This window comes from Pseudoxanthomonas helianthi (genome assembly GCF_017939625.1).
Taxonomy (GTDB): Bacteria; Pseudomonadota; Gammaproteobacteria; order Xanthomonadales; family Xanthomonadaceae; genus Pseudoxanthomonas_A; species Pseudoxanthomonas_A helianthi.
The window spans coordinates 651,570-672,922 of sequence record NZ_JAGKTC010000003.1; the positions used below are offsets into that span (position 1 = coordinate 651,570).

The following is a 21,353-nucleotide window of genomic DNA, read 5'->3' on the forward strand; positions in this document are numbered from 1 at the left end:
CGCGGGCCGGGGACGCCGCTGGCGCCGCGGCATGGGGCCGCGGCGCGGAGTGCAGCTTATTCTTCGTCGACGACGACGGCCTTGCTGGCGATCACCTTCTTGCCGCGGTAGTAACCGTCGGCGGTGACGTGGTGGCGCAGGTGGGTCTCGCCGCTGGTCGGATCGGTCGACAGCTGCTTGGCGGTGAGGGCGTCGTGCGAGCGGCGCTGGCCGCGGCGGGACGGGGTGACGCGGGACTTCTGGACAGCCATGGTATTGCTCCGATATCAGTTGGATCTAAGTGGTTTTTTAGTTGTATTGCATTTTGGAAATGCTGCCACCGAGATGGTCAGTTCTTCTTGAACGTCGCCAGCGCCGCGAACGGATTGGCCTTGGCGACTTCCTCTTCCCGTGCCGGCCAATCGGCCTGCACTTCCGGCGCGTCCGGGTTCACCGGCACCACCGGTACTGCCAGCACCAGCTCGTCCTCGATCAGGTCGAGCGGATGCAATTGCCCATCCTCGGGCACCAGTAACGCTTCATAGTCCGGCGGCAACGCGGATTCCTCCGCTTCGTCGCGAACCAGCCCCAGCCGCTGCTCGATCCGCACCGGGAACAGGAAACGTTCCAGGCTGCGTTGGCACAGCAACGGCAGCTCGGCCTCGATCCGCAACTGCACGTAAGGCACCTGCAACAACGCATCCTGGTCGAATTCGAGCGTGTAGCTCGCTTCGCCTTGTGCGTCGTGCAACAGCCCCTGCAGCCGGGTCAGCGCCGACAGGGCCACCCGCCCCTCGAAACCGCGTCGCGCCGCAACCATGCGCCAGGCATCGACAGCCTCGGGCACGCGCGACGACGGTGATTCGGTGGACATAAGCGCGTGATTTTGAAGGGTATTCACCCTTCGTGTCAATCCATGGTGCACTGCGGTCTGGCGTATCGCGGACCCGGGACGGGAGCCACAAACTCCATGAATATCAGCTAGTTACCACAACCAATCTCGACCGTAACGCCCCTCCCGGGACGAGCTTACGGCGCGGATCGCGGCGCCGTCGGCTCGGCCAGCGGCAGGGCTTCGCCCGGTTTCGCCACGCGGTGGCCCCGCGCGGCCAGCGCCTCCCCATCGGCGGCGCTGGCGTAGTGGTACAGCACGCAGCGCCGCAACAGGGCCGGCGCGTATTCGCGCTCCAGGTCTTCTATGCCGCTGTGCGACGGATTGCCATGCAGGGCGCAGTCATGGGCGATCTGCTCGCCGTCGTCGGCGAATTTCGCCAGCATTTCGGCGATCGGCCGGGTATCGCCGGTCCAGACCATGCTGCCCTTCAGGCGCAGGCCGAACGCGGTGTCCGGCCAATGGTGGCGCACCGGGAAAACCTCGAGCCGCACGCCGTCGTGCCAGAACGCCTCGCCGACCGGGATCACCTGGAACGCATCCCAGAAGTTCGCCCCGCCTTCGGCCAACGCGTTCGGATAGTCGCCGACACGCTTATGCAGCAACGGCAGCAACGGCGCGGGCACGTACAGCCTGACCTTGCCGCGCCGGACCTCATTGAAATAGCTGTCGACGAACAGGCGTTCGAAGCCGCCGACATGGTCCAGGTGCGTGTGGGTGACGAACAGCGCGTCGGGAAAGCGGCCATAACGCGCCTGGTAGGCAGTCAGGCTCTCGGCACCGCAGTCGATGGTCAGCCACGGAGTGCCGTCGCGTTCGATCACCGCCATCGCCGAACCCAGTTCGACCGCCGACGCATTGCCGACGCCGAGGAAACGCAATGCCCAAGCCATCAATAACCCCTCGCCCATGCGTCTTCGTAGGCCTGGCGCAGTTTCGCGAAGTCCTCTTGTACCTGCCCTTGCTCGCGTTCGCCGCGCAGTTTCAGCAGCGAACGCAGCAACCGCGCGAGGTTGGCCTCGCGCCAGCGCGTGGCCGGGATGCGCAGCGCGCCGCGGTCGAAGTCGATCAGCCAGCCGCGACCGCGTTCGTCGAACAGGATGTTGTGCGCATTGAGGTCGGCATGGTCCAGTCCGGCGCGATGGAAGCGCGCGATCAATCGCCCCGTTTCCTGCCATGGCGCCGTGGCGGCATCGTCGTGCATGCGCGTCGCCAGCGAGCGCACCCCCGGCAGGCGCTCCAGCAACAGGGCGGCGCGATAGGCCAGGCCATCGCGCACGTAGCTGGCCGCGTAGGGTTGCGGCACCGGCAAGCCCTTCTCCAGCAATGCGCGGGTCAGGCGGAACTCGCTGAAACTGCGCGTGCGCGCCGCGCTGCGCCACAGATAGCGATCATGGCTGATCCGTGCTGCCAGGCCGCCGCGCCGGTATTGGCGCAGGACCGCCGGACCGAAGCTGGCATCGACGAACCACGCACTGCCGCGACCGCCTTCGGCCACCGGCCGCGCGCGTTCGCCCCAGTGCTCGGGCCGCATCCAGTCCGGATCGGCTTGCCTGAAGCGTTTGCCGTCGAACAGAATCGCGCCATAGCCGCGGCCTTCGCGGAACGGCGTCAGGGCTTCGCTGGCGTCGAATTCGGCCATCCGGCGAGTCTAACAACACTTGTCCGGGATTTAGGAAACGCGGCATTGGAAAGCTCGACTCCGCAATCGCTGTGCCTGTTGCGCTTATCCGCACTGGGCGACGTCACTCATGTGCTGCCGCTGGTGCACACGCTGCGCTCGGCGTGGCCGCAGGCGCGCCTGCACTGGATCATCGACAAGGCCGGCTTCCGCCTGCTGGAGGGCCTGCCCGGCGTGGACTTCCACGTCTACGACAAGAACAGCGGTCTTGCCGGGATGCGGGCGTTGCGTCGCCAGTTGCCGAAGGCGGGCTTCGATGCGCTGCTGCAGATGCAGGTGGCGCTGCGCGCGAACCTGCTGTCGGCGTTCGTCCCGGCGAAGCGGCGGATCGGCTACGACCGCGCGCGCTCGAAGGACCTGCATGGCCTGTTCATCAACGAACGCATTCCCGACCGCCCGGGCATCCACGTGCTCGATGCGATCGGCAGCTTCTGCGAGCCACTGGGACTGAAGCAGACCGAAGTCGTCTGGAACATGCCGGTGCCGGAGGCCGCCTTCGAGTGGGCCCGGGCGCAATGGCCGGACGACGGAATGCCCGTGCTGATGGTCTCGCCCTGCTCCAGCCACGTGCGCCGCAACTGGTACGCGGACCGTTATGCGGCCGTGGCCGACCACGCCGCGTCGAAAGGTTGGCGCGTGGTGCTGTGCGGCGGACGCAGCGACCTGGAACGAAGCACAGCGGATGCGATCCTCGCTTCGATGAAGCACGCTGCCCTCGACCTGGTCGGCAAGGACACACTGAAGCAACTGCCCGCGCTGCTGGCACGCGCCAGTCTGGTGATGACGCCGGACTCCGGCCCGATGCATATCGCCAACGCGATGGGCGCGAAGGTGCTGGGCCTGCATGCGGCCAGCAACCCCGCGCGCAGCGGGCCGTATTCCGACCGCCGTTATTGCGTGGACAAGTACGACGCGGCCGCGCGCAAGTACCTCGGCAAGCCGGCCGAGGCGCTGAAGTGGGGAACCAAGATCGAGTTCGACGGCGTGATGGACCTGATCCGGGTGGAGGATGCGATTGCCGCATTCGAACGCTATCGTTCCGACCATCCCCGCACCTGACCGCACCTGGGACCTTCCGTGAACCTGCAGACCCTGCTCGACAAGGACGCCATCGGCGACGTCATCAACCGCTTGTTCGTCGGCACCGACGATCGCGACTGGGCCGCGGTACGCGCCGCGCTGGCCCCGCGCCTGCACGTCGACATGACCTCGGTCGCAGGCGGCTCACCATCCGAAATCGACGGCGCGGAATTGGCCGCGATGTGGGAAACGGGACTGCGGCCGATCCAGGCTGTCCATCACCAGACCGGCAACCTGCGCATCGCGGTCGACGGCGATGCCGCCGAAGCCTTCTGCTACGGCACCGCCACCCATTACCGGCCCACGGCCAGCGGCCGCAACGTGCGCACCTTCGTCGGCAGCTACGACTTCCGCCTGGCGCGCATGGACGGGGCGTGGCGGATCACGCTGTTCCGCTTCAACCTGAAATACCTGGACGGCAACCTTCAGCTGGAAACGGACGGCTGAAGCGGCTTAGGGCGCCGCGCCGGTCCTGTAGTCCTGGTACGACTTCTCTTCCACGTAGGAAGACCCCAGCGCCAGGTTGATTTCCTTCTTGATCCGCGCGCGCTCGTCGTTCTCGAAATACACGCTGCGCGCCAGGCGGATGAATTCGGCATCGAATTCCTGCGCCTTCTCCTTGATCCGGATGTCGTCCTCGATCACCCACAGGCGCTCGTTGACCGCCTTCAGGTCGGCGCGCAACTGGGCGATGTCGTGGCCGGCCGCGGGGTGCGCCATCCAGGTCTTCTCCAGCGCGGACAGCTCGTTGCGCACGTTGGCCAGCTTGGCCGGATCGGTCATGCGCTCGGACTTGATCTGCAGGATGGCGATCTTGTCGAGCAACTCGCCGAAGGAGACAGGGGTGTGGATTTCGGACATGGATTCGGCCGGAGCATTCGGAACTAGCAGTTTAGCCCGGTACGGCTTTCCCCAACCCGAATATGCGAAAGCCCCCTTGCGGGGGCCCTTGCGTATCTGGCGGGAAGGGGGGGATTCGAACCCCCGGTACGCTATAAACGTACGCCTGATTTCGAGTCAGGTACATTCAACCACTCTGCCACCTTCCCGGGTGCAGCCCTGCCTCGCGACAGGGGGCGTGCATGATACGGGGCGGGCCGCGCGCGGACAAGGGCGAAGGCCCTCATTCCGTCCCCACGGCCCGTGGCGTACCCTCGCCGTGAACCCTTTCCGAATACTTGCTTGCCGGCCGGCCGTTCTGCCGCAATGATTGCGTTCGACCACACAAGCATCCCCCGCACCAGACACCCGATGATCGAGTTCGGACACCTTACCCATACCGGCCTGCGCCGCGAACTCAACGAAGACACCTATTACGGCGACAACGAGCTGGGCCTGTGGCTGGTCGCCGACGGCATGGGCGGGCACGAATACGGCGAGGTCGCCAGCGCGCTGGCCCGCGAAACCATCGTCCGCGAGGTCCGCGACGGCACCCCCCTGCCGCAGGCGATCCGCATCGCCGACGAAGAAATCATCCGCGCCTCGCGGCGCCGCAACGATGCCCTGCCGATGGGCACCACGGTGGTCGCCGTGCGCGTGCAGGGCCCGCGCTTCGAAGTGGCCTGGGTCGGCGACAGCCGCGCCTACCTGTGGCGCGACGGCCAGCTGGCCCAGCTCAGCCACGACCACAGCTACGTGCAGGAACTGATCGCCAACGGCGCCTTGACCAGCGAACAGGCCCGTTCGCACCCGCAGCGCAACGTGGTGACCCAGGCGCTGGGCGTGACCGACCCGGCCCACCTCAATGTCGAGACCATGACCGGCGAGTTGCGTCCGGGCATGCAACTACTGCTGTGCAGCGACGGGCTGACCGAGGAAGTGGACGACCGCGGCATCGCCGGCGTGCTGGGCCAGTCCGATTGCAGCGCCCAGGAATGCGTCGACGGCCTGGTCGCAGCGGCGCTGGATGGCGGCGGTTCGGACAACGTCACCGCGATCCTGGTGCGCTGCCACTAGCTCCTATCCCGCGGGAGCAGCCTCGACTGCATCCCACACGCAGGCGCCGCCGGCCTTCTTGCGCAACTTCTCCAGCCTGGCCTCGTGCGCGGCGAGTTCTTCCTCGGAAACCCGCACCCGCGGACGCGCGCCGGTGGCCGGACCGAAATCGTGGCGAACCGCGACGACCTCTGTTGCCGAGGCCGCCTCGAATGCGTCGAAACCGATTTCGCTCTGCCCCGACGTCAGGTGCAGGTAGACCTCGCACAGCAGTTGCGCGTCGAGCAGCGCGCCGTGCAGCTGGCGATGCGCGTTGTCCACGCCCAGGCGCTTGCACAGCGCGTCCAGCGAATTGCGCTGGCCGGGGAAGCGCTGTCGCGCCAGCAGCAGGGAATCCTCGACCGTCACCCGATCGCTCAGGCGTCCGTATTGCGGGCCGAGCAACGACAGTTCGTAATCGAGGAAGCCCATGTCGAACGCGGCGTTGTGGATCACCAGTTCCGCGCCATCGACGAAGGCGAGGAAATCGTCGGCGATTTCGGCGAAACGCGGCTTGTCGGCGAGGAATTCGAGGCTCAGGCCGGTGACTTCGGCCGCGCCCGGTTCGAATTCGCGATCCGGATGGATGTACTGGTGGTAGGTGCGTCCAGTCGGGCGCCGTTCCAGCAACTCGACACAGCCGATTTCGACCACGCGGTTGCCCTTCTTCCATTCCAGGCCGGTGGTTTCGGTGTCGAGGATGATCTGGCGCATGCGGTGTTCGGGAAATCGGAAGTCGGACGAAGGGTAACCGGGAGCCGTCTCACCGGCTGGGTGCGGCCTGCGCTCAGGCGGCGTCGCGGAACTTCGTCGCCTGCTCGCGCGCCAGCAGGTCGACGCGTTCGTTGTCCGGGTCGCCGTTGTGGCCCTTGACCCAGTGCCAGTCGATCCGGTGCGGCCGTACCGCCGCATGCAGGCGTTCCCACAGATCGCGGTTCTTGACCGGATCGCCGCCGGCGGTCTTCCAGCCGCGCCGCACCCAGTTCGGCATCCACTCGGTAATGCCCTGACGCACGTACTGCGAATCGATGTACAGCGCCACCGCGCAAGGCTCCTTCAGCGATTCCACCGCCGCGATCGCCGCCATCAGTTCCATGCGGTTGTTGGTGGTCAGCGCTTCGCCGCCGCTCAGTTCGCGCTCGCGGCCGTTGTAGCGCAGCAGCGCGGCCCAGCCGCCGGGCCCCGGATTGCCGAGGCAGGAGCCGTCGGTGTGGATGCTGATCTGCTTCATCGAAATCTGATTCATCCGGATATGTTCGCATTGTTCATGCGGGCGCCGTACCGGTATTCCATCTGCGCTGCACCGGTGCGGGCGGAATCAGGGCGGCGACGCGCGATTCGGCTTCGAGCAGACAGATCGCGCGCAAGCCGGCCAGCACCGATGGCGGCTGGGCAGCGGTCGGCTCGGCGCGCCAGACCGGACCGAGATAGCGGACTTCGCCACCGGCCAGGTGCAGGCCGGCGGCGCGCAGGCGCGACTGCCAGTCGCGCGGATCGCGGGCCCGCTGCGCCGACTTGCGCCAGTGCGCACGGTAGGGGCTCCACGGATTCAGGGCGAACAGCCACAGCCGCCCACCCGGTTCCAGTACCCGCGCGCATTCCATCAGCAGTTCGTGGAACGCGCCGTCGTCCAGCACGTGCTGGACGACCACGCTGCCGAAGGCCTCGGTCGGCAACGGCAGCGGCAGGCGGCATTGCAACGGCCCGGCAAACGCGTCGCCGCGACGATGCAGGCGCAGGCCGCGCGGCGGCGGGTCGTCGCCGATCGCGACCGAATCCGGGGCCAGCCACAGCCATGGCGACGCCGGCCGGCCCTGCAGGCTGGAAACGATGACCTCCTGCTCCGCGGCCAGCAGGGTCTCCCCGGCGGGCGTTCCCCACCAGGCCAGGGGCTCGGCGACACAACTGTCGGACAGGCTGGGCATGCCCGGATTATCGCCGGACCTGCGCCCGGACACGTCTATCGCTTACCCTCTGCCGCCAGTCCAGCCGGATAGCCGTGCCGATGCGCCTGACCGCCCTGCCCGCCTTCGAGGACAACTACATCTGGGCCCTGGTCGACGACGAGGGCAACGCGGTCGTCGTCGATCCCGGCGACGCGGCCCCGGTGCTGGCCGCCAGCGGCCACGGCCTGTGGCCGGCGGCGGTGCTGCTGACCCATCACCACCCCGACCACGCCGGCGGCGTGGCCGCCCTGCGCGAGCGCTGGCCGACCCTGCCGGTGTTCGCCCCGGAAGACCCGCGCATCGACACGGCGACCGAACGCGTCGGGGATGGCGCGCGTATCCCATTGAATGGCTGGGAATTTTCGGTATTGGCCGTGCCCGGGCATACGCTCAGCCATGTCGCCTTCCATCGTCCGGGGAACGGCAGCGAGGGCCATCTGTTCTGTGGCGATACCTTGTTCAGCCTGGGCTGTGGGCGGTTGTTCGAAGGTACGCCCGCGCAGATGCTGGCCTCGCTGGACCACCTGGCGACGCTGCCGGGCTCCACGGCGGTTTGCTGCGGCCATGAGTACACTCTGGCCAACGCCGCCTTCGCCCGTACCGTCGACCCCGCCAACCCGGCTTTGCGCCGTCGAATCGAGGAAGCCACCGCCATGCGCCAAGCCGGACGCCCCAGCCTGCCTTCGAGCCTCGCCTCGGAAGTCGCCTGCAATCCGTTCCTGCGCGTCGATGCCGCGGAGGTGCGCGACGCGGTCGCGCGCCGGCTGGGCCGCCCACCGGCCGACCGGGTCGAAACTTTCGCCGAATTGCGGCGCTGGAAGGACGGCTTCCGCGCATGAGCGCGCGCCGCGGCTGGGCCGCGGTCTTCGGCCTGTGCGTGCTGTGCGCGCACGCCGGGGAACCGCCGGCCACCCCGCCCGTCGCCACGCTGGCGTCTCCGCTTGCGACTGCCGTGCCCTTGCCGGCCGAGCCGCCGATCGATGTCGCTTCGATTCCCGTTTCGCAGCTGCGCAGCGGCCGCGAAATCTACGAGCGCTTCCGCGACGGCCTCGCCGCCCCGCAATGCGATGCCACCGCCACCAAGGGGCGCTGGAAGCAGCACTTCAGCCACGCCCCCAGCCGGCTGGTGCAACCCAACGACGACCTGCTGCCGCTGTTCGGTTACGTCGTCGATGCCTTGCGCGAAGCCAACCTGCCGACCGAATACGCGCTCATTCCGTTCGTCGAAAGCGGCTACAAGCCGGGCGCGCGCAGCGCCGGCGGCCCGGCCGGGCTATGGCAGTTCATCGGCACCACCGCGCGCAACCACGGCGTGAGCATGGGCGGCGGCTACGACGGACGCCTGTCGCCGGTGGAATCGACCCAGGCGGCGGTGCGTTACCTGAAAACCCTGCACAACATGTTCGGCAAGGATTGGCGACTGGCGGTGATGGGCTACAACGCCGGCGAATACCGCGTGCTGCAATCGATGCGCCGCGCCGGCATGAACGCCAGCAATGCGCGACCCGCCGAATTGCCGGGGCTGTCCGGCATCACCTACGCCTACGTGGAAAAACTGCACGCGCTGGCCTGCCTGTTCCAGCAGGCCGACGACCGCGCCGAATGGATGCGTGCGCTGGACCGCCAGGTGCCGCGCCTGGCACCGCATGAATTGAATGGCCCATTGGAAACCTGGGCGCGCCGCAACGGCCACGACCCCGCCCTGCTGCGCCGGCTCAACCCCGCCTTCGCCGGCGGCACGCCCGCGCGGGGCGACAAGCCGCTGCGCGTGCTGGCCCCGACCACGGCGGACGAAGCGCCTGCCATGCCCGACCTCGCGCCGGTGCAGACCGCCGTCGCGGTCACACCGCCGCCGCCCGATGCCGCGCCGTCGCCCGCCGGCGAAGCCGCCGCGCGTTCGCACGTGGTCAAGCGTGGCGAATCCACCTGGACCATCGCCCGTCGTTACGGCCTGACCGCACAACAGCTGCAGACGCGCAACCATCTCCAAGCGAACAGCGTGCTGCGGCCGGGCATGGTGCTGCAGGTGGATGGCGAAGCGACGCCGTGAGGCCTCTTCGATACCGGTGGTAGCCGCCGCGTACGGCGCCGTATCTGCGCCTGCAGGGACGCAGCGGGAACGGGTGGCCCTGACCCATGGCAAAATGGAGCGATTACTCGAACCGGGAACACACCATGGGTTTTCTGCAGGGCAAGCGCGCACTCATCACCGGCATCGCCAGCGAGCGTTCGATCGCTTCGGGCATCGCCGAAGCCATGCATCGCGAAGGCGCGGAACTGGCCTTCACCTACCAGAACGACAAGCTCAAGTCCCGGGTCGAGAAGGCAGCCGAGGAATACGGCGGCAAGTTCGTCGCGCCGCTCGACGTGGCCAGCGACGAACAGATCGACGCCTGCTTCAACGAAGTCGGCAAGCACTGGGGCGACGGTTTCGACATCCTCGTCCACGCCATCGCCTTCGCCCCGCGCGAAGCCATCGCCGGCAACTTCCTCGACGGGCTGACCCGCGAGAACTTCGCCCTGTCGCACGACATCTCCGCGTATTCGTTCGCCGCGCTGGCCAAGGCCGCACGCCCGTTCATGCAGGGCCGCAACGGCGCGCTGCTGACCCTCAGCTACCTGGGCGCGGAACGCGCGCTGCAGAACTACAACGTGATGGGCGTGGCCAAGGCCAGCCTCGAGGCGACCACGCGCTACCTGGCGCTGGACCTGGGCCGCGACGGCATCCGCGTCAACGCGGTCTCGGCGGGCCCGATCAAGACCCTGGCCGCTTCCGGCATCGCCGGCTTCCGCAAGATCCTCGGCCATGTCGAGCAGTACGCCCCGCTACACCGCACGGTGACCATCGAGGACGTGGGCAACACGGCCGCGTTCCTGTGCTCGGACCTTGCCGCGGGCATCACCGGCGAAGTGACCTATGTCGATGCGGGTTACAACATCCTCGGCATGACCGGGATCGATACCGAATAACGTCCGTAACTTCTCGGGATCGAGACTCTCGTCATGCGTGTAGAGAACGTGGAAATTTATTCGGACCAGACCAACGCAGCGGTCATGCGTCACCCTGGCCGGAGTTTTCCAGGCGTCTTGATTCAAGGCGATTCACTTCACGGGCTCTGCGCGCAAGCCGATGATGCATGTAGTGCCGCAAGAGGAAAGCTCAGTGATGATGAATATGCCGAACTTAACGAGTTAAGGAACACGCTTTGGGGATACCTCAGCCATTACAAGTCGATTCTTCTGGAACAAGGAATGCCACTTCCCTTCGCTGAAGACGCTCGATTGGGTTGATTGAGACGTCGCGTCGTTCTGTAAACGAAAAAGCCCGGCAATCGCCGGGCTTTTTGTTTGCTGCGATAAGGCGCGGAATCAGAGCTTGTCTTCCGCCACCTTGATGGTGAAGCGCTGGCGCATCGCCTTGGTGTAAGCCTCGGCGGCGCTGACGCCGTCGAGCTGGCCCAGCTGCAGGCCGACCTGCTGGCGCTCGGCCGGCGTCACCTGCGCCATGTCGCGCGGGTTGACCTTCTTCACCGCGAATACCAGGAAACGGCCCTGGCCCAGGTCGACCTTGCCGGGGGAAACCTTGCCGGCGGCCGGCTGCGGCGCGGCGAACATCGCTTCGTTCGCCTGCGGCGTCGGCACCGGGGCACCGCGCGGAACGCCCGGCACTTCCTGCACCAGGTAGCCCTTGGCCTTGCCCAGCGCCAGCAGGTCCCCGCCCGCCTTGACCTCGGCCAGCAATGCGTCGGCGGCCTTGGCCGCGGCCTTCTGCATGCGGTCGGCGCGGATCGCGGCGATCACCGCCTCGCGCGCCTGCGCCAGCGGCAGCGCCTGTTCCGGCACGTGCTTGGCTACGCGGATCACCACGCTGTGGCTCGGCGCCACTTCGATCGGGTCGCTGGCGGTGCCGTCCTGGACGCGCTGTTCGGAGAAGGCTTCGCGCAGCACGGCCGGGACGGCGGCGATGCCGCTGGCATTGCCGCGCGAGAACGGACCCAGCGTCTGCACCGGCAGGCCGACCGCCTTGGCCGCGGGCGCCAGCGTGGTGGGGTTCTGGTTGATCTGGTCGACCAGGCGGCCGGCGAGGTCGTTGAACGCGCGTTCGCGCGCACTGGCGGTCAGCTCGCGCTCCAGGTCGGCGCGGACTTCCTCGAAGGGCTTGCCCTGGCCGGGCTTGATCTCGCGCAGCTGGATCACGTGCCAGCCGAATTCGGATTTGACCGGTTCGCTGACCGTGCCGCCCTGCAGGGCGAACACCGCGTCCTCGAACGGCTTGACCATCGCGCCATTGCGCTCGATCCAGCCCAGGTCGCCACCGCTGGCCTTGGAACCCGTGTCGTCGGAATTGGCCTTGGCCAGCGCGGCGAAATCGGCGCCCGGCGCACGCGCCTGCGCGGCCAGCGCCTTGGCCTTGTCTTCGGCCGCCTTCTGCCTGGCCGGGTCGGCATTGGCCGGCACCGCGATCAGGATGTGCGAAACCAGGCGTTGTTCCGGGCTGACGAAGCGGGCCTTCTCCTCGTCGTAGCGCTTGCGCAGCGCGGCTTCGTCCGGCGCGGCCACCGGCAGCTGGCTGCCGTCGACATCGACGTACTCGATGCTGACCTGCTCGGGCTGGCGGAAGTCGCGGGCGTGGCTGTCGTACCACTGCTTGATCTGGGCCTCGTCGACCGGCGCCGTGTCGGGGGCCGGTTGCGGCAGGCCGGCGATGACCACGTCGCGGGTCTCGCCGCTGAGCTTCAGCACGCGCTCGGTTTCGCCGGCGGTGGCGAAGGCCGATTCGCCGACGCCGGCCAGCACGACCGACTGCAGCAGGCTTTCGCGCACCAGCTGGTCGAACTGCTTCGGCGTGCGCGGCGGATTCATCGTCTGCAGCGCCATCAGGTAGGCGTTCTTGTCGAACTTGCCGTTGGCGTCCTGGAAGCCCGGGATCTTCTCGATCTCCGCGCGCACCGCCGCGTCGCTGACCACCACGCCGGCGCGGCCGGCGGCGAGCTGCAGCACGCGCTCGTCGATCATCTGTTCCAGCACCTTGCGCTTGTTGTCGACGCTTTCGAACGCGCGCGCGTCGAAACGTTCGCCCTGGGCCTGGCTCTGCTGGCGGCGGACCAGGTCGAAACGCTCGCGGAACTGGTCCACGCCGATTTCGTCGTGCTGCCACAGCAGCGACACCGGCCACCACGACGGCGCCGAACTCCACCAGGTCGGCGGCGCCTGGATCTTCGCCGCGTAGTTGTCGCTGCCGCCGGTGAAGTACTGCTCGACGCCGAAGAAGGCGAACGGGATGATCAGCAGGCCGAGGATCAGCGTGGCGATCCAGCCGGAGGTCTTGTCGCGGAGTTTCTGCAGCATGGGGCGTCGTCTTGCCTGATTGCGTAAGCCGTGCAGTTTACCGTGCCGTGGGGCCGAATCGGGCGATACCGGCCTTGCGGCCGGACCCGGATCGGTCGATGCCGTTCAGTCCGTGGCCATCCGGCCGACCGGCGCGACGGGCGGTCACAGATCGAAGGCGAGCAGGTCCAGCCCGGTTGCCGCGCGCACGATGCGCCGGTACAGCAGGTTGCCGTTGGCGGCATTGGTCAGCACGACCAGGGCGCGCCGGCGTGCGGCATCGCCCAACGCAAAGGTCTTGAAGATGCCGCCATTGCTGCCCGAGTGGTAGAACACCGGCCCGCGGGCGGTGCTTTCCAGGTTCCAGCCCAGCCCTTTTTCGGTCCAGCGGCCGGGCACGTCGATCTGCCGGCTGAGCATGGCGCTGCGCGTCGCCGGCCGCAGTTCCCACGAGGCTGGACCCGCATGGACCATCAGGGCCATGAAGCGCGCGTAATCCGGCGCGGTGCAACGCAGGCTGGCCGCGGCATTGGCCAGGATGTCGCTGGGCCAATTGGCCACGCCAGGCGGCGCATGGGCTTGCACCAAGGGCAAGGCGCGCTCGGCATCGGCGTAGCGCCAAGCCGCCAATGGCTTGTTCCACTGCGTCGCGATAGGCAAGGCCGCTTCGAACGCTTCGCGCAGCATCTGCGGCGGCATGCCGGGATGCGCATCGCCCGGCGCGTAATGGCCATACGCCGAACGCGCCGCCAGGCCGGAATCCCAGGCATAGCTGCTGTCGCGCATGCCGGCCGGTGCGAACAGCATCCGTCGCGCGGTTTCGTCCAGGCTTTCGCCGGTGACCGTTTCCACCACGAGTTGCAGCCAGACGAAGGCTTCGCCGGAATAATCGATGCGCGTTCCCGGCGCCACCGCCGGCACCAACTTCTCGTTCGCCGGGTCCTTGCGCCAGTCGGGCAAGCCGGTCGAATGGCGCAGCACGTCGCGCACGGTGATCCGGTCGATCCACGGATGCTCGGCCAGGTAATCCGGCCGTCGATACGCCACCAGCGGCTTGTCCAGCGCCAGTTCGCCGCGATCGACCAGTTGCAGGACCACGTAGGCGAACACCGGCTTGCTGAGCGAAGCGGCTTCGAACAGGGTGTCTTCCCCGACGGGCGTACCGCGCTCCGCATTCGCCAGGCCGAAGCCGCGCGACCACGCCAGCCTGCCTTGCTCGACCACCGCGATGCCGATGCCCGGCACGCCCAGCGCCTGCATCTGCCGTGGCAGGTCCTGCAGGGACCGCGTCGAAGGAATCCAGTCGGCATCGTCCGCGCATCGCGGCGCGGCCCACAACCGTCCTGCCCCAGTCGCGAGCGTGGCGAATCCAACTGAAGTCGCCAACAGCCGGCGGCGGCGCAGTGAAACAGGCGTGATCTCGTCCATGCCGCATTGGAACGTGTGCGGCGCGGCCCGGCAAGTGTCGCGCCGGCAAGAAAAAAGCGGGCCGAAGCCCGCTTTTTCGTCGGTAATCGCGAAGGCCGCGGCTTACGCCGTCTCGCCTTCCTCGACGGCCTTCATCGAAAGGCGGATGCGGCCCTGCTTGTCGACTTCCAGCACCTTGACCTTGACCACGTCGCCTTCCTTCAGCTTGTCGCCGACCTTCTCGACGCGCTCGTTGGAGATCTGCGAGACGTGGACCAAGCCGTCCTTGCCCGGCAGGATGGTGACGAACGCACCGAAGTCCATGATCTTGGCGACCTTGCCTTCGTAGATGCGGCCCGGCTCGACGTCGCTGGTGATCTGCTCGATGCGGGCCTTGGCGGCTTGCGCCGCGGCGGCGTTGACCGAGGCGATGACGATGGTGCCGTCGTCCTGGATGTCGATCTGGGTGCCGGTTTCCTTGGTGATGCCCTGGATGGTGGCGCCGCCCTTGCCGATCACTTCGCGGATCTTGTCCGGGTGGATCTTGATGGTCAGCAGGCGCGGGGCGTACTCGGACAGTTCGGCACGCGGCGTGGTCAGGGCCTTCGACATTTCGCCGAGGATATGCAGGCGGCCGGCGCGGGCCTGGGCCAGCGCGACCTTCATGATCTCCTCGGTGATGCCGTCGATCTTGATGTCCATCTGCAGGGCGGAGATGCCCTCGGCGGAACCGGCCACCTTGAAGTCCATGTCGCCCAGGTGGTCTTCGTCGCCCAGGATGTCGCTCAGCACGACGTAGCGGTCGCCTTCCTTCACCAGGCCCATCGCGATACCCGCGACCGGCGCCTTGACCGGCACGCCGGCGTCCATCAACGCCAGCGAGCTGCCGCAGACCGAGGCCATCGACGAGGAACCGTTCGATTCGGTGATTTCCGAGACCACGCGGATGGTGTACGGGAACTCTTCCAGGGTCGGCATCACCGCGAGCACGCCGCGCTTGGCCAGGCGGCCGTGGCCGATTTCACGACGCTTCGGCGCGCCGAAGCGGCCGCACTCGCCCACCGAGAACGGAGGGAAGTTGTAATGGAACAGGAAGTTCTCTTTGTACTCGCCGGCGATGGCGTCGATGATCTGGCCGTCGCGGGCGGTGCCCAGCGTGGTGACCACGATGGCCTGGGTTTCGCCGCGGGTGAACAGCGCCGAGCCATGGGTACGCGGCAGCACGCCGGCCTTCACGCTGATCGGGCGCACGGTGTCGAGCGCGCGGCCGTCGATGCGGACCTTGGTATCGAGCACGGAGTCGCGCATGGTGCGGTATTCGAGTTCGCCGAATTCCTTCGACAGCTCGGCCTTGTCCCAGCCTTCCGCTTCGAGACGGCCCGCCAGCTGTTCGGTGACGTCCTTCTTGATCGAAGCGATGGCGTCGCGGCGCTGCAGCTTGTCGTGGATCTTGAACGCGTCGGCCAGTTGGCCGCCGACGGCTTCCTTCAGCGCGGCGATCAGGGCGGTGTTCTTGGCCGGGGCGACCCATTCGCTGGGCTTGGTGCCGGCTTCGACGGTCAGCTCGTTGATCGCGTTGATGACCTTCTGCATTTCGCGGTGGCCGAAGGTCACGGCGCCGAGCATCACGTCCTCGGACAGCAGCGCAGCTTCGGATTCGACCATCAGCACCGCGTTGCTGGTGCCGGCGACGACCAGCTCGAGCTGCGATTCCTTCAGCTCGGAAGCGGTCGGGTTGAGGATGTACTGGCCGTCCTTGTAGCCGACCTTGGCGGCGCCGATCGGGCCCTGGAACGGGGTACCGGCCAGCGACAGCGCGGCCGAGGCGCCGATCATCGCCGGGATGTCGCCGTCGACTTCCGGGTTCAGCGAGATCACCTGGGCGATGATCTGCACTTCGTTCTTGTAGTCCTCGGGGAACAGCGGGCGGATCGGGCGGTCGATCAGGCGCGAGATCAGCGTTTCCTTCTCGGTCGGACGGCCTTCGCGCTTGAAGAAGCCGCCGGGGATGCGGCCGCCGGCGTAGAACTTCTCCACGTAGTCGACGGTCAGCGGGAAGAAGTCCTGGCCTTCGCGCGCGCTCTTGGCGGCGACGGCGGTGACCAGCAGTACGGTGTCGTCGACGTTGACGATGACGGCACCGCTGGCCTGACGGGCGATTTCGCCGGTCTCCAGGGTGACGGTGTGCTTGCCGTACTGGAAGGTTTTGGTGATCTTTGCCACGAGGGTTCCTTGGAATGCTTTGTCGGTTGAACCGGCACGGCCCTTGCCGCGCGCGGGCGTTGCGGGTGGAGCGGATTTTCCGGGCGGAAAAACAAACCGCGGCGCATCGCTGCGCCGCGGTGGGTGTTCGGATTAACGACGCAGGCCGAGTTTTTCGATCAGGGCCTTGTAGCGCTCGCCGTCCTTGCGCTTGAGATAGTCGAGCAAGCTGCGGCGACGGTTGACCAGCTGCAACAGGCCGCGACGGCTGTGGTGGTCCTTCTTGTGGGTCTTGAAGTGCTCGCCGAGCTGTTCGATGCGGGCGGTGATCAGGGCCACCTGGACTTCCGGCGAACCGGTGTCGTTGGCGCCGCGGGCGTTGTCGGCGATGACTTTCTGGGTGTCGATGGACATAGGTTTTCTCTTTAGCGATGCGTGGCCTGCAGGAACGCGGTCTGTCCTCCGCGCGCACCGCCTGGCTCGCCGTCTACGGTTACTGGAATATCCCGCCGTGGGCGGGCTGCCCGGAATGGGCGGCCGGCATTGTAGTCGCCCGGGCCTTTCGGAACAAGGTTTTAGGCGAAAAATCCGCCCCGCTCCGGCTTCCGCGTCCCGCCCGCCGGTACCGGATCAGGCCCGCGGCGAAGGGGCGAGATTGAACAGCCGTTGCGGCGCCAGCAGGCGATCCGGGTTCAGCTGGCCCAGGCCCACGGCCCTTCCCGCCGCGTCGAATACGGCCACGGTGCCGGCCGGCCCGGGCACGCCGGACAGGCGCTGGCCCTGGCCGAAGCGCACCGCTGCCGGTTCGGTCAGGTCGATCCGCGGTAGGCCGATCAGCCCGGCTTCGAGCGGCAGCAGGCAGGCATCGAGCGCGTGGGGATCGCGTTCGGCCAGCTGGCGTAGCGCGTCCAGCGTCCACATGCGCGGATCTCGGAACGGATCGACCCACAGCCGGCGCAGTTCGGCCACGTGCGCGCCGCAGCCCAGCGCCTCGCCCAGGTCGCGGACCAGGCTGCGCACGTACGTGCCGGATCCGCATTCCACCTGCAGGCGCAGCAGCGGTTCGCCGCCGTCGAGCAGGTCGGCCGCCGACAACAGGTCGAAGCGGTGGACCTCGACCGGCCGTGCCTCGACTTCGACCGCCTCGCCGCGCCGCGCCTTGGCGTACAGCGGCTCGCCGCCGCGCTTGAGCGCGGAATAGATCGGCGGGCGCTGCTGGATCCTGCCGGTCAGGCCTCGCAGGGCCTTGTCGATCTGCTTGAGCGTGTAGCGTCCCACTTCGCGTTCGCGCAGCGGCTGGCCTTCGGCGTCGTCGGTATCGGTGACCACGCCGAGCCGCGCCACGGTGTCGTAGGCCTTGCGCGCACCCAGCAGGTTGCCGGCGAGTTTGGTCGCCTCGCCGAAGCACAACGGCAGCAGGCCGGTGGCCAGCGGGTCGAGCGCGCCGGTATGCCCGCCCTTCTCCGCACGGAACAACTTGCGCGCCTGTTGCAGGGCCTGGCTGGAGCTCAGGCCTTGCGGCTTGTCCAGCAACAGGATGCCGTCGAGTTTGCGGAAGCGTTGGCGCGGCCCATTCATCTTGCGATTGTAGTTGTCGCCCGCCGGCTGTCGAGCTTAGGCTGCGACGAGTGCGCGTTACTTAGGGATTTCCGCGATGCCGCCGGCAAACCACGATTCCACCCAATTCGCTGGCGCGGCACGCTGGCCACTGGCGCAGGTGCTGTCGCAGCTGCCATTGCCCGCGACGGCGAAATGGCCGCAGGGCGTATTCGATACCGAAGTGTTCGCGGCGCCCGGCATTAGCCTGTCCCTGTTCGCGCCACGTGGCGAAGACCACCAGACCGCCCACGACGAGGACGAGTTCTACCTGGTCGCCAGCGGCCATGCCGTACTGCACGTGCGCGACCTGGGCGACGGCTGGCGGGTATTGGAAGCGAACCGCGGCGATGCGCTATTCGTCGCCGCCGGCATCGACCACCGCTTCGAATCGATCTCGGCGGATTTCACGGCCTGGGTCGTATTCTTTCCCCCGACCGCATCACGGGAATCGCCATGAAGATCGCCACCGTCCTGTCGACCCTGCTGCTCTCCACCCTGCCCTTCACCACGATGGCCGCTAATCCGCACGCACAGCTTCCTCCCGACCTGCAGAAGGCGGTCGCCGATTTCGACCGCGCGCAACTGCACAGCGATGCCGCCGAACTGCAACGCCTGCTGGCCGACGACTACGTGCTGTACAACAGCCAGGGTAAGGTCGAGAACAAGGCCGACTTCCTCCGCGACTACGCGCAAATGCAGCTCGAGCCGTTCACCGTGGAGGACGAAACCGTGCGTTACTGGGGCGACGGCGCGGTGCTGGCTGGCGTGGCCACGCTGAAGGGAGTGAGCGAAGGCCAGCCGTTCTCGGCGCGGCTACGTTTCTCCGACATCTGGCGAAAGCGCGACGGGCGCTGGCAGGTGGTGTTCACCCAGGCCACGCGGGCGGCACCGTAGCGCCGGCCGCCGGCTTCATTCGTCGCCGGGGACGGAATCCTCGTCCAGCTGGCGCAACAGGTTGTCGATGCGTTCGCCGCGATCGACCGAATCGTCGTAGTGGAAATGCAGCTCGGGCACGTGGCGCAGCTTCATCGCCCGCGCCAGTTGCATGCGGATTTCCCTGGCCAGCTCCTTCAGCCCCTTCACCGCCTCTGCCGACTTTTCCGGCATCAATGCGGTGACGAAGACCTTGGCATGGGCCATGTCGCGGGTGACCTCCACGTCGGACACGCTGACCGAAGGCAGCCGGTGTTCGCGCACGGCGTTGTGCACCAGGGTGCCCAGCTCGCGGCGGAGCTGGGCGGAAACGCGGTCGGTGCGATGGAAGGACTTGGTCGGCATGGTTACAGCGTGCGCTGCACCTCGATGCGCTCGAAGCACTCGATCTGGTCGCCCGGCTTGACGTCGTCGTAGGCCTTCACGCCGATGCCGCACTCGGTGCCGTTGCGCACTTCGTCGACGTTCTCCTTGAAGCGGCGCAGCGATTCCAGTTCGCCCTCGAAGATGACCGTGGAGTCGCGCAGCACGCGGATCGGCTTGTTCCGCTTGACCACGCCCTCGACCACCATGCAACCCGCGACCGCGCCGAACTTGGAGCTGCGGAACACGTCGCGGACCTCGGCGATGCCGATGATCTCTTCGCGGATCTCCACGCCCAGCAGGCCGGAAGCCACCTGCTTCACCTGGTCGATCACGTCGTAGATGATCGAGAAGTAGCGCAGGTCGACGCCGTTGGCCTCGATGATGCGGCGCGCCGAGGCGTCGGCGCGGACGTTGAAGCCGATCACCGTGGCCTTGGACGTGACCGCCGAGTTGGCGTCGGACTCGGTGATGCCGCCGACGCCGGAACCGATGATGTTGATGCGGATCGATTCGTTGGACAGCGCGGTCAGCGAGTGGCGCAGCGCTTCCACCGAACCCTGCACGTCGGCCTTGACGATCAGGTTGAGGCTGAGCTGGCCTTCGCCCTTGCCGAGCTGGGCCATGATGTCTTCCATGCGGCTGCCCGCCGACTGGACCAGGCGCGATTCGCGGCGCTTGGCGTCGCGTTGCTGGGCCACGTCCTTGGCCAGGCGTTCGTCGGCGACGACGACGAAATCGTCGCCGGCATCGGGCACGCCGGAAAGACCGAGCACCTGCACCGGGATCGACGGACCGGCCGCATCGGGCTGCTTGCCGGTTTCGTCGAACAGCGCGCGCACGCGGCCGTACTGGATGCCGCAGACCAGGTAGTCGCCCTTCTTCAGCGAGCCCTGCTGCACCAGCACCGTCGCCACCGGGCCGCGGCCCTTGTCCAGCGAGGATTCGATCACCACGCCGCTGGCGCGGCCTTCCGGCACGGCGCGCAGTTCCAGCACTTCGGCCTGCAGCGAGATCGCGTCGAGCAGGTTGTCGATGCCCTGGCCGGTCTTGGCCGAAACTTCGACGAACTGGGTGTCGCCCCCGAATTCCTCGGCGACCACGTCCTGGGCCAGCAACTCGTTCTTGACCCGCAGGGGATCGGCGTCGGACTTGTCGATCTTGTTGACCGCGACGATCAAGGGCACGCCGGCCGCCTTGGCCTGCTGCACCGACTCGATGGTCTGCGGCATCACGCCGTCGTCGGCGGCGACCACCAGCACCACGATGTCGGTGAGCTTGGCGCCGCGCGCGCGCATCGCGCTGAACGCGGCGTGGCCCGGGGTGTCGAGGAAGCTGATCACGCCCTTCGGCGTTTCCACGTGGTACGCGCCGATGTGCTGGGTGATGCCGCCGGCTTCGCCGGTGGCGACCTTGGTGCGGCGGATGTAGTCCAGCAGCGAGGTCTTGCCGTGGTCGACGTGGCCCATGATGGTGACCACCGGCGGACGCGGGACCTTGTCGCCCTGCACCGCTTCGGCGTGCGCCAGCAGTTCGGATTCGGCGTCGTTGGCCTCGGCGGCGACCGCCTTGTGGCCGAGTTCCTCGGTAACCAGCACCGCGGTGTCGTGGTCGATGGTCTGGGTGATGGTGGCCATCACGCCCATCTTGAACAGCGCCTTGACCACGTCGCCGCCCTTCAGCGCCAGCTTCTGCGCCAAGTCGGCCACGGTGATCGCGTCGCCGATGGCGATTTCGCGCACCACCGGCGCGGTCGGGCGCTCGAAGCCGTGCGCGCCGCCGCCGCTGCGCGACTGCTCCAGCGTGCGGCGGGCGGGCTTGGGCTTGCCGCGCGCGGCGCCGCGGCGGGCGCGGTCGGCGGCGGACAGGTGCAACTGGCCGGCGAAGCGGCTGGCGTTGTCGTCGTCCTCGACGCCGGCCACCATCGCGTCCCATGCGCTATTTCCGCGAACTCTCCAGGTCTGCTCCC

24 protein-coding genes and 1 tRNA gene are annotated in these 21,353 nt (G+C 67.5%); 9 read left to right on the forward strand and 16 right to left on the reverse strand.

What is annotated here, in order from left to right; all coding sequences use genetic code 11:
• Positions 1-56 precede the first annotated feature (56 nt).
• From rpmF to J5837_RS14865, 4 genes are all read right to left on the reverse strand, one after another.
• The gene (gene rpmF / locus J5837_RS14850) at positions 57-251 is read right to left on the reverse strand and encodes a 50S ribosomal protein L32 (RefSeq protein WP_210537535.1); all 195 of its coding nucleotides are present in this window, start codon (positions 249-251) and stop codon (positions 57-59) included.
• Positions 252-328: 77 nt separating this feature from the next.
• A complete protein-coding gene (locus J5837_RS14855) occupies positions 329-853 on the reverse strand; it encodes a YceD family protein (protein WP_210537536.1) in 525 nt (174 codons plus the stop codon).
• 155 nt (positions 854-1,008) lie between these two features.
• A complete protein-coding gene (locus J5837_RS14860; protein WP_210537537.1) occupies positions 1,009-1,764 on the reverse strand; it encodes an MBL fold metallo-hydrolase in 756 nt (251 codons plus the stop codon).
• On the reverse strand, positions 1,764-2,513 hold the full coding sequence (locus J5837_RS14865; protein ID WP_210537538.1) for a 3-deoxy-D-manno-octulosonic acid kinase: 750 nt from the start codon (positions 2,511-2,513) through the stop codon (positions 1,764-1,766). The genes J5837_RS14860 and J5837_RS14865 overlap by 1 nt, the downstream gene beginning before the upstream one ends.
• A gap of 45 nt (positions 2,514-2,558) precedes the next feature.
• On the opposite strand from J5837_RS14865, the gene J5837_RS14870 reads away from it, so the two are divergent.
• Together J5837_RS14870 and J5837_RS14875 are read left to right on the forward strand one after the other, a co-directional pair.
• Entirely contained in the window at positions 2,559-3,611 is a 1,053-nt protein-coding gene (locus J5837_RS14870; protein WP_210537539.1) for a glycosyltransferase family 9 protein, read from the forward strand.
• An 18-nt stretch (positions 3,612-3,629) separates the two neighbouring features.
• Entirely contained in the window at positions 3,630-4,079 is a 450-nt protein-coding gene (locus J5837_RS14875; RefSeq protein WP_210537540.1) for a nuclear transport factor 2 family protein, read from the forward strand.
• A 6-nt stretch (positions 4,080-4,085) separates the two neighbouring features.
• Here the strand turns inward: J5837_RS14875 and J5837_RS14880 are convergent, their stop codons facing one another.
• Both J5837_RS14880 and J5837_RS14885 read right to left on the reverse strand, forming a co-directional pair.
• The gene (locus tag J5837_RS14880; RefSeq protein WP_210537541.1) at positions 4,086-4,493 is read right to left on the reverse strand and encodes a DUF6165 family protein; all 408 of its coding nucleotides are present in this window, start codon (positions 4,491-4,493) and stop codon (positions 4,086-4,088) included.
• Positions 4,494-4,590: 97 nt separating this feature from the next.
• Positions 4,591-4,681, reverse strand: a tRNA-Ser gene (locus tag J5837_RS14885).
• 202 nt (positions 4,682-4,883) lie between these two features.
• On the opposite strand from J5837_RS14885, the gene J5837_RS14890 reads away from it, so the two are divergent.
• Positions 4,884-5,588: a PP2C family protein-serine/threonine phosphatase gene (locus J5837_RS14890; RefSeq protein ID WP_210537542.1), complete on the forward strand. Its 705-nt coding sequence runs from the start codon at positions 4,884-4,886 to the stop codon at positions 5,586-5,588.
• Positions 5,589-5,591: 3 nt separating this feature from the next.
• Here the strand turns inward: J5837_RS14890 and dnaQ are convergent, their stop codons facing one another.
• The 3 genes from dnaQ to J5837_RS14905 all read right to left on the reverse strand — a co-directional run bounded on the left by dnaQ (position 5,592) and on the right by J5837_RS14905 (position 7,531).
• Positions 5,592-6,320 (reverse strand): DNA polymerase III subunit epsilon, encoded by a 729-nt coding sequence (gene dnaQ / locus J5837_RS14895; protein ID WP_210537543.1) that lies wholly within the window; start codon positions 6,318-6,320, stop codon positions 5,592-5,594.
• 73 nt (positions 6,321-6,393) lie between these two features.
• Positions 6,394-6,837 (reverse strand): ribonuclease HI, encoded by a 444-nt coding sequence (gene rnhA, locus J5837_RS14900; RefSeq protein ID WP_210537592.1) that lies wholly within the window; start codon positions 6,835-6,837, stop codon positions 6,394-6,396.
• A 34-nt stretch (positions 6,838-6,871) separates the two neighbouring features.
• On the reverse strand, positions 6,872-7,531 hold the full coding sequence (locus tag J5837_RS14905) for a class I SAM-dependent methyltransferase (RefSeq protein ID WP_244755972.1): 660 nt from the start codon (positions 7,529-7,531) through the stop codon (positions 6,872-6,874).
• Between the two features lie 80 nt (positions 7,532-7,611).
• On the opposite strand from J5837_RS14905, the gene gloB reads away from it, so the two are divergent.
• From gloB to J5837_RS14925, 4 genes are all read left to right on the forward strand, one after another.
• Positions 7,612-8,391, forward strand: a complete 780-nt coding sequence (gloB, locus tag J5837_RS14910; RefSeq protein WP_210537544.1) for a hydroxyacylglutathione hydrolase — start codon at positions 7,612-7,614, stop codon at positions 8,389-8,391.
• A complete protein-coding gene (locus J5837_RS14915) occupies positions 8,388-9,602 on the forward strand; it encodes a lytic transglycosylase domain-containing protein (protein ID WP_210537545.1) in 1,215 nt (404 codons plus the stop codon). The genes gloB and J5837_RS14915 overlap by 4 nt, the downstream gene beginning before the upstream one ends.
• 125 nt (positions 9,603-9,727) lie before the next feature.
• On the forward strand, positions 9,728-10,522 hold the full coding sequence (locus tag J5837_RS14920) for an enoyl-ACP reductase FabI (RefSeq protein ID WP_210537546.1): 795 nt from the start codon (positions 9,728-9,730) through the stop codon (positions 10,520-10,522).
• A gap of 33 nt (positions 10,523-10,555) precedes the next feature.
• Positions 10,556-10,843, forward strand: a complete 288-nt coding sequence (locus tag J5837_RS14925; RefSeq protein ID WP_210537547.1) for a DUF6959 family protein — start codon at positions 10,556-10,558, stop codon at positions 10,841-10,843.
• 78 nt (positions 10,844-10,921) lie between these two features.
• Here the strand turns inward: J5837_RS14925 and J5837_RS14930 are convergent, their stop codons facing one another.
• From J5837_RS14930 to truB, 5 genes are all read right to left on the reverse strand, one after another.
• Complete coding sequence (locus J5837_RS14930; protein WP_210537548.1) at positions 10,922-12,901, reverse strand: peptidyl-prolyl cis-trans isomerase; 1,980 nt, start codon at positions 12,899-12,901, stop codon at positions 10,922-10,924.
• Positions 12,902-13,045: 144 nt separating this feature from the next.
• Entirely contained in the window at positions 13,046-14,308 is a 1,263-nt protein-coding gene (locus J5837_RS14935; protein WP_210537549.1) for a serine hydrolase domain-containing protein, read from the reverse strand.
• 102 nt (positions 14,309-14,410) lie between these two features.
• Positions 14,411-16,510: a polyribonucleotide nucleotidyltransferase gene (gene pnp, locus J5837_RS14940; protein WP_210537550.1), complete on the reverse strand. Its 2,100-nt coding sequence runs from the start codon at positions 16,508-16,510 to the stop codon at positions 14,411-14,413.
• A 132-nt stretch (positions 16,511-16,642) separates the two neighbouring features.
• Positions 16,643-16,903 carry a 30S ribosomal protein S15 gene (gene rpsO, locus J5837_RS14945; RefSeq protein ID WP_210537551.1) on the reverse strand — a complete coding sequence of 87 codons (261 nt, stop codon included), beginning with the start codon at positions 16,901-16,903 and terminating at the stop codon, positions 16,643-16,645.
• Between the two features lie 216 nt (positions 16,904-17,119).
• Positions 17,120-18,067, reverse strand: a complete 948-nt coding sequence (gene truB / locus J5837_RS14950; protein ID WP_210537552.1) for a tRNA pseudouridine(55) synthase TruB — start codon at positions 18,065-18,067, stop codon at positions 17,120-17,122.
• Between the two features lie 76 nt (positions 18,068-18,143).
• Here truB and J5837_RS14955 point away from each other — a divergent pair, with 76 nt between their 5' ends.
• On the forward strand, positions 18,144-18,545 hold the full coding sequence (locus J5837_RS14955; protein ID WP_210537553.1) for a cupin domain-containing protein: 402 nt from the start codon (positions 18,144-18,146) through the stop codon (positions 18,543-18,545).
• Positions 18,542-18,982, forward strand: a complete 441-nt coding sequence (locus tag J5837_RS14960; protein ID WP_210537554.1) for a nuclear transport factor 2 family protein — start codon at positions 18,542-18,544, stop codon at positions 18,980-18,982. Before J5837_RS14955 ends, J5837_RS14960 begins: the two co-directional genes overlap by 4 nt.
• A gap of 15 nt (positions 18,983-18,997) precedes the next feature.
• On the opposite strand, the gene rbfA is transcribed toward J5837_RS14960, so the two are convergent.
• Both rbfA and infB read right to left on the reverse strand, forming a co-directional pair.
• The gene (rbfA, locus tag J5837_RS14965; RefSeq protein WP_210537555.1) at positions 18,998-19,366 is read right to left on the reverse strand and encodes a 30S ribosome-binding factor RbfA; all 369 of its coding nucleotides are present in this window, start codon (positions 19,364-19,366) and stop codon (positions 18,998-19,000) included.
• A 2-nt stretch (positions 19,367-19,368) separates the two neighbouring features.
• The coding region (gene infB / locus J5837_RS14970) for a translation initiation factor IF-2 (RefSeq protein WP_244755973.1) at positions 19,369-21,353 on the reverse strand (1,985 nt) is incomplete at its 5' end.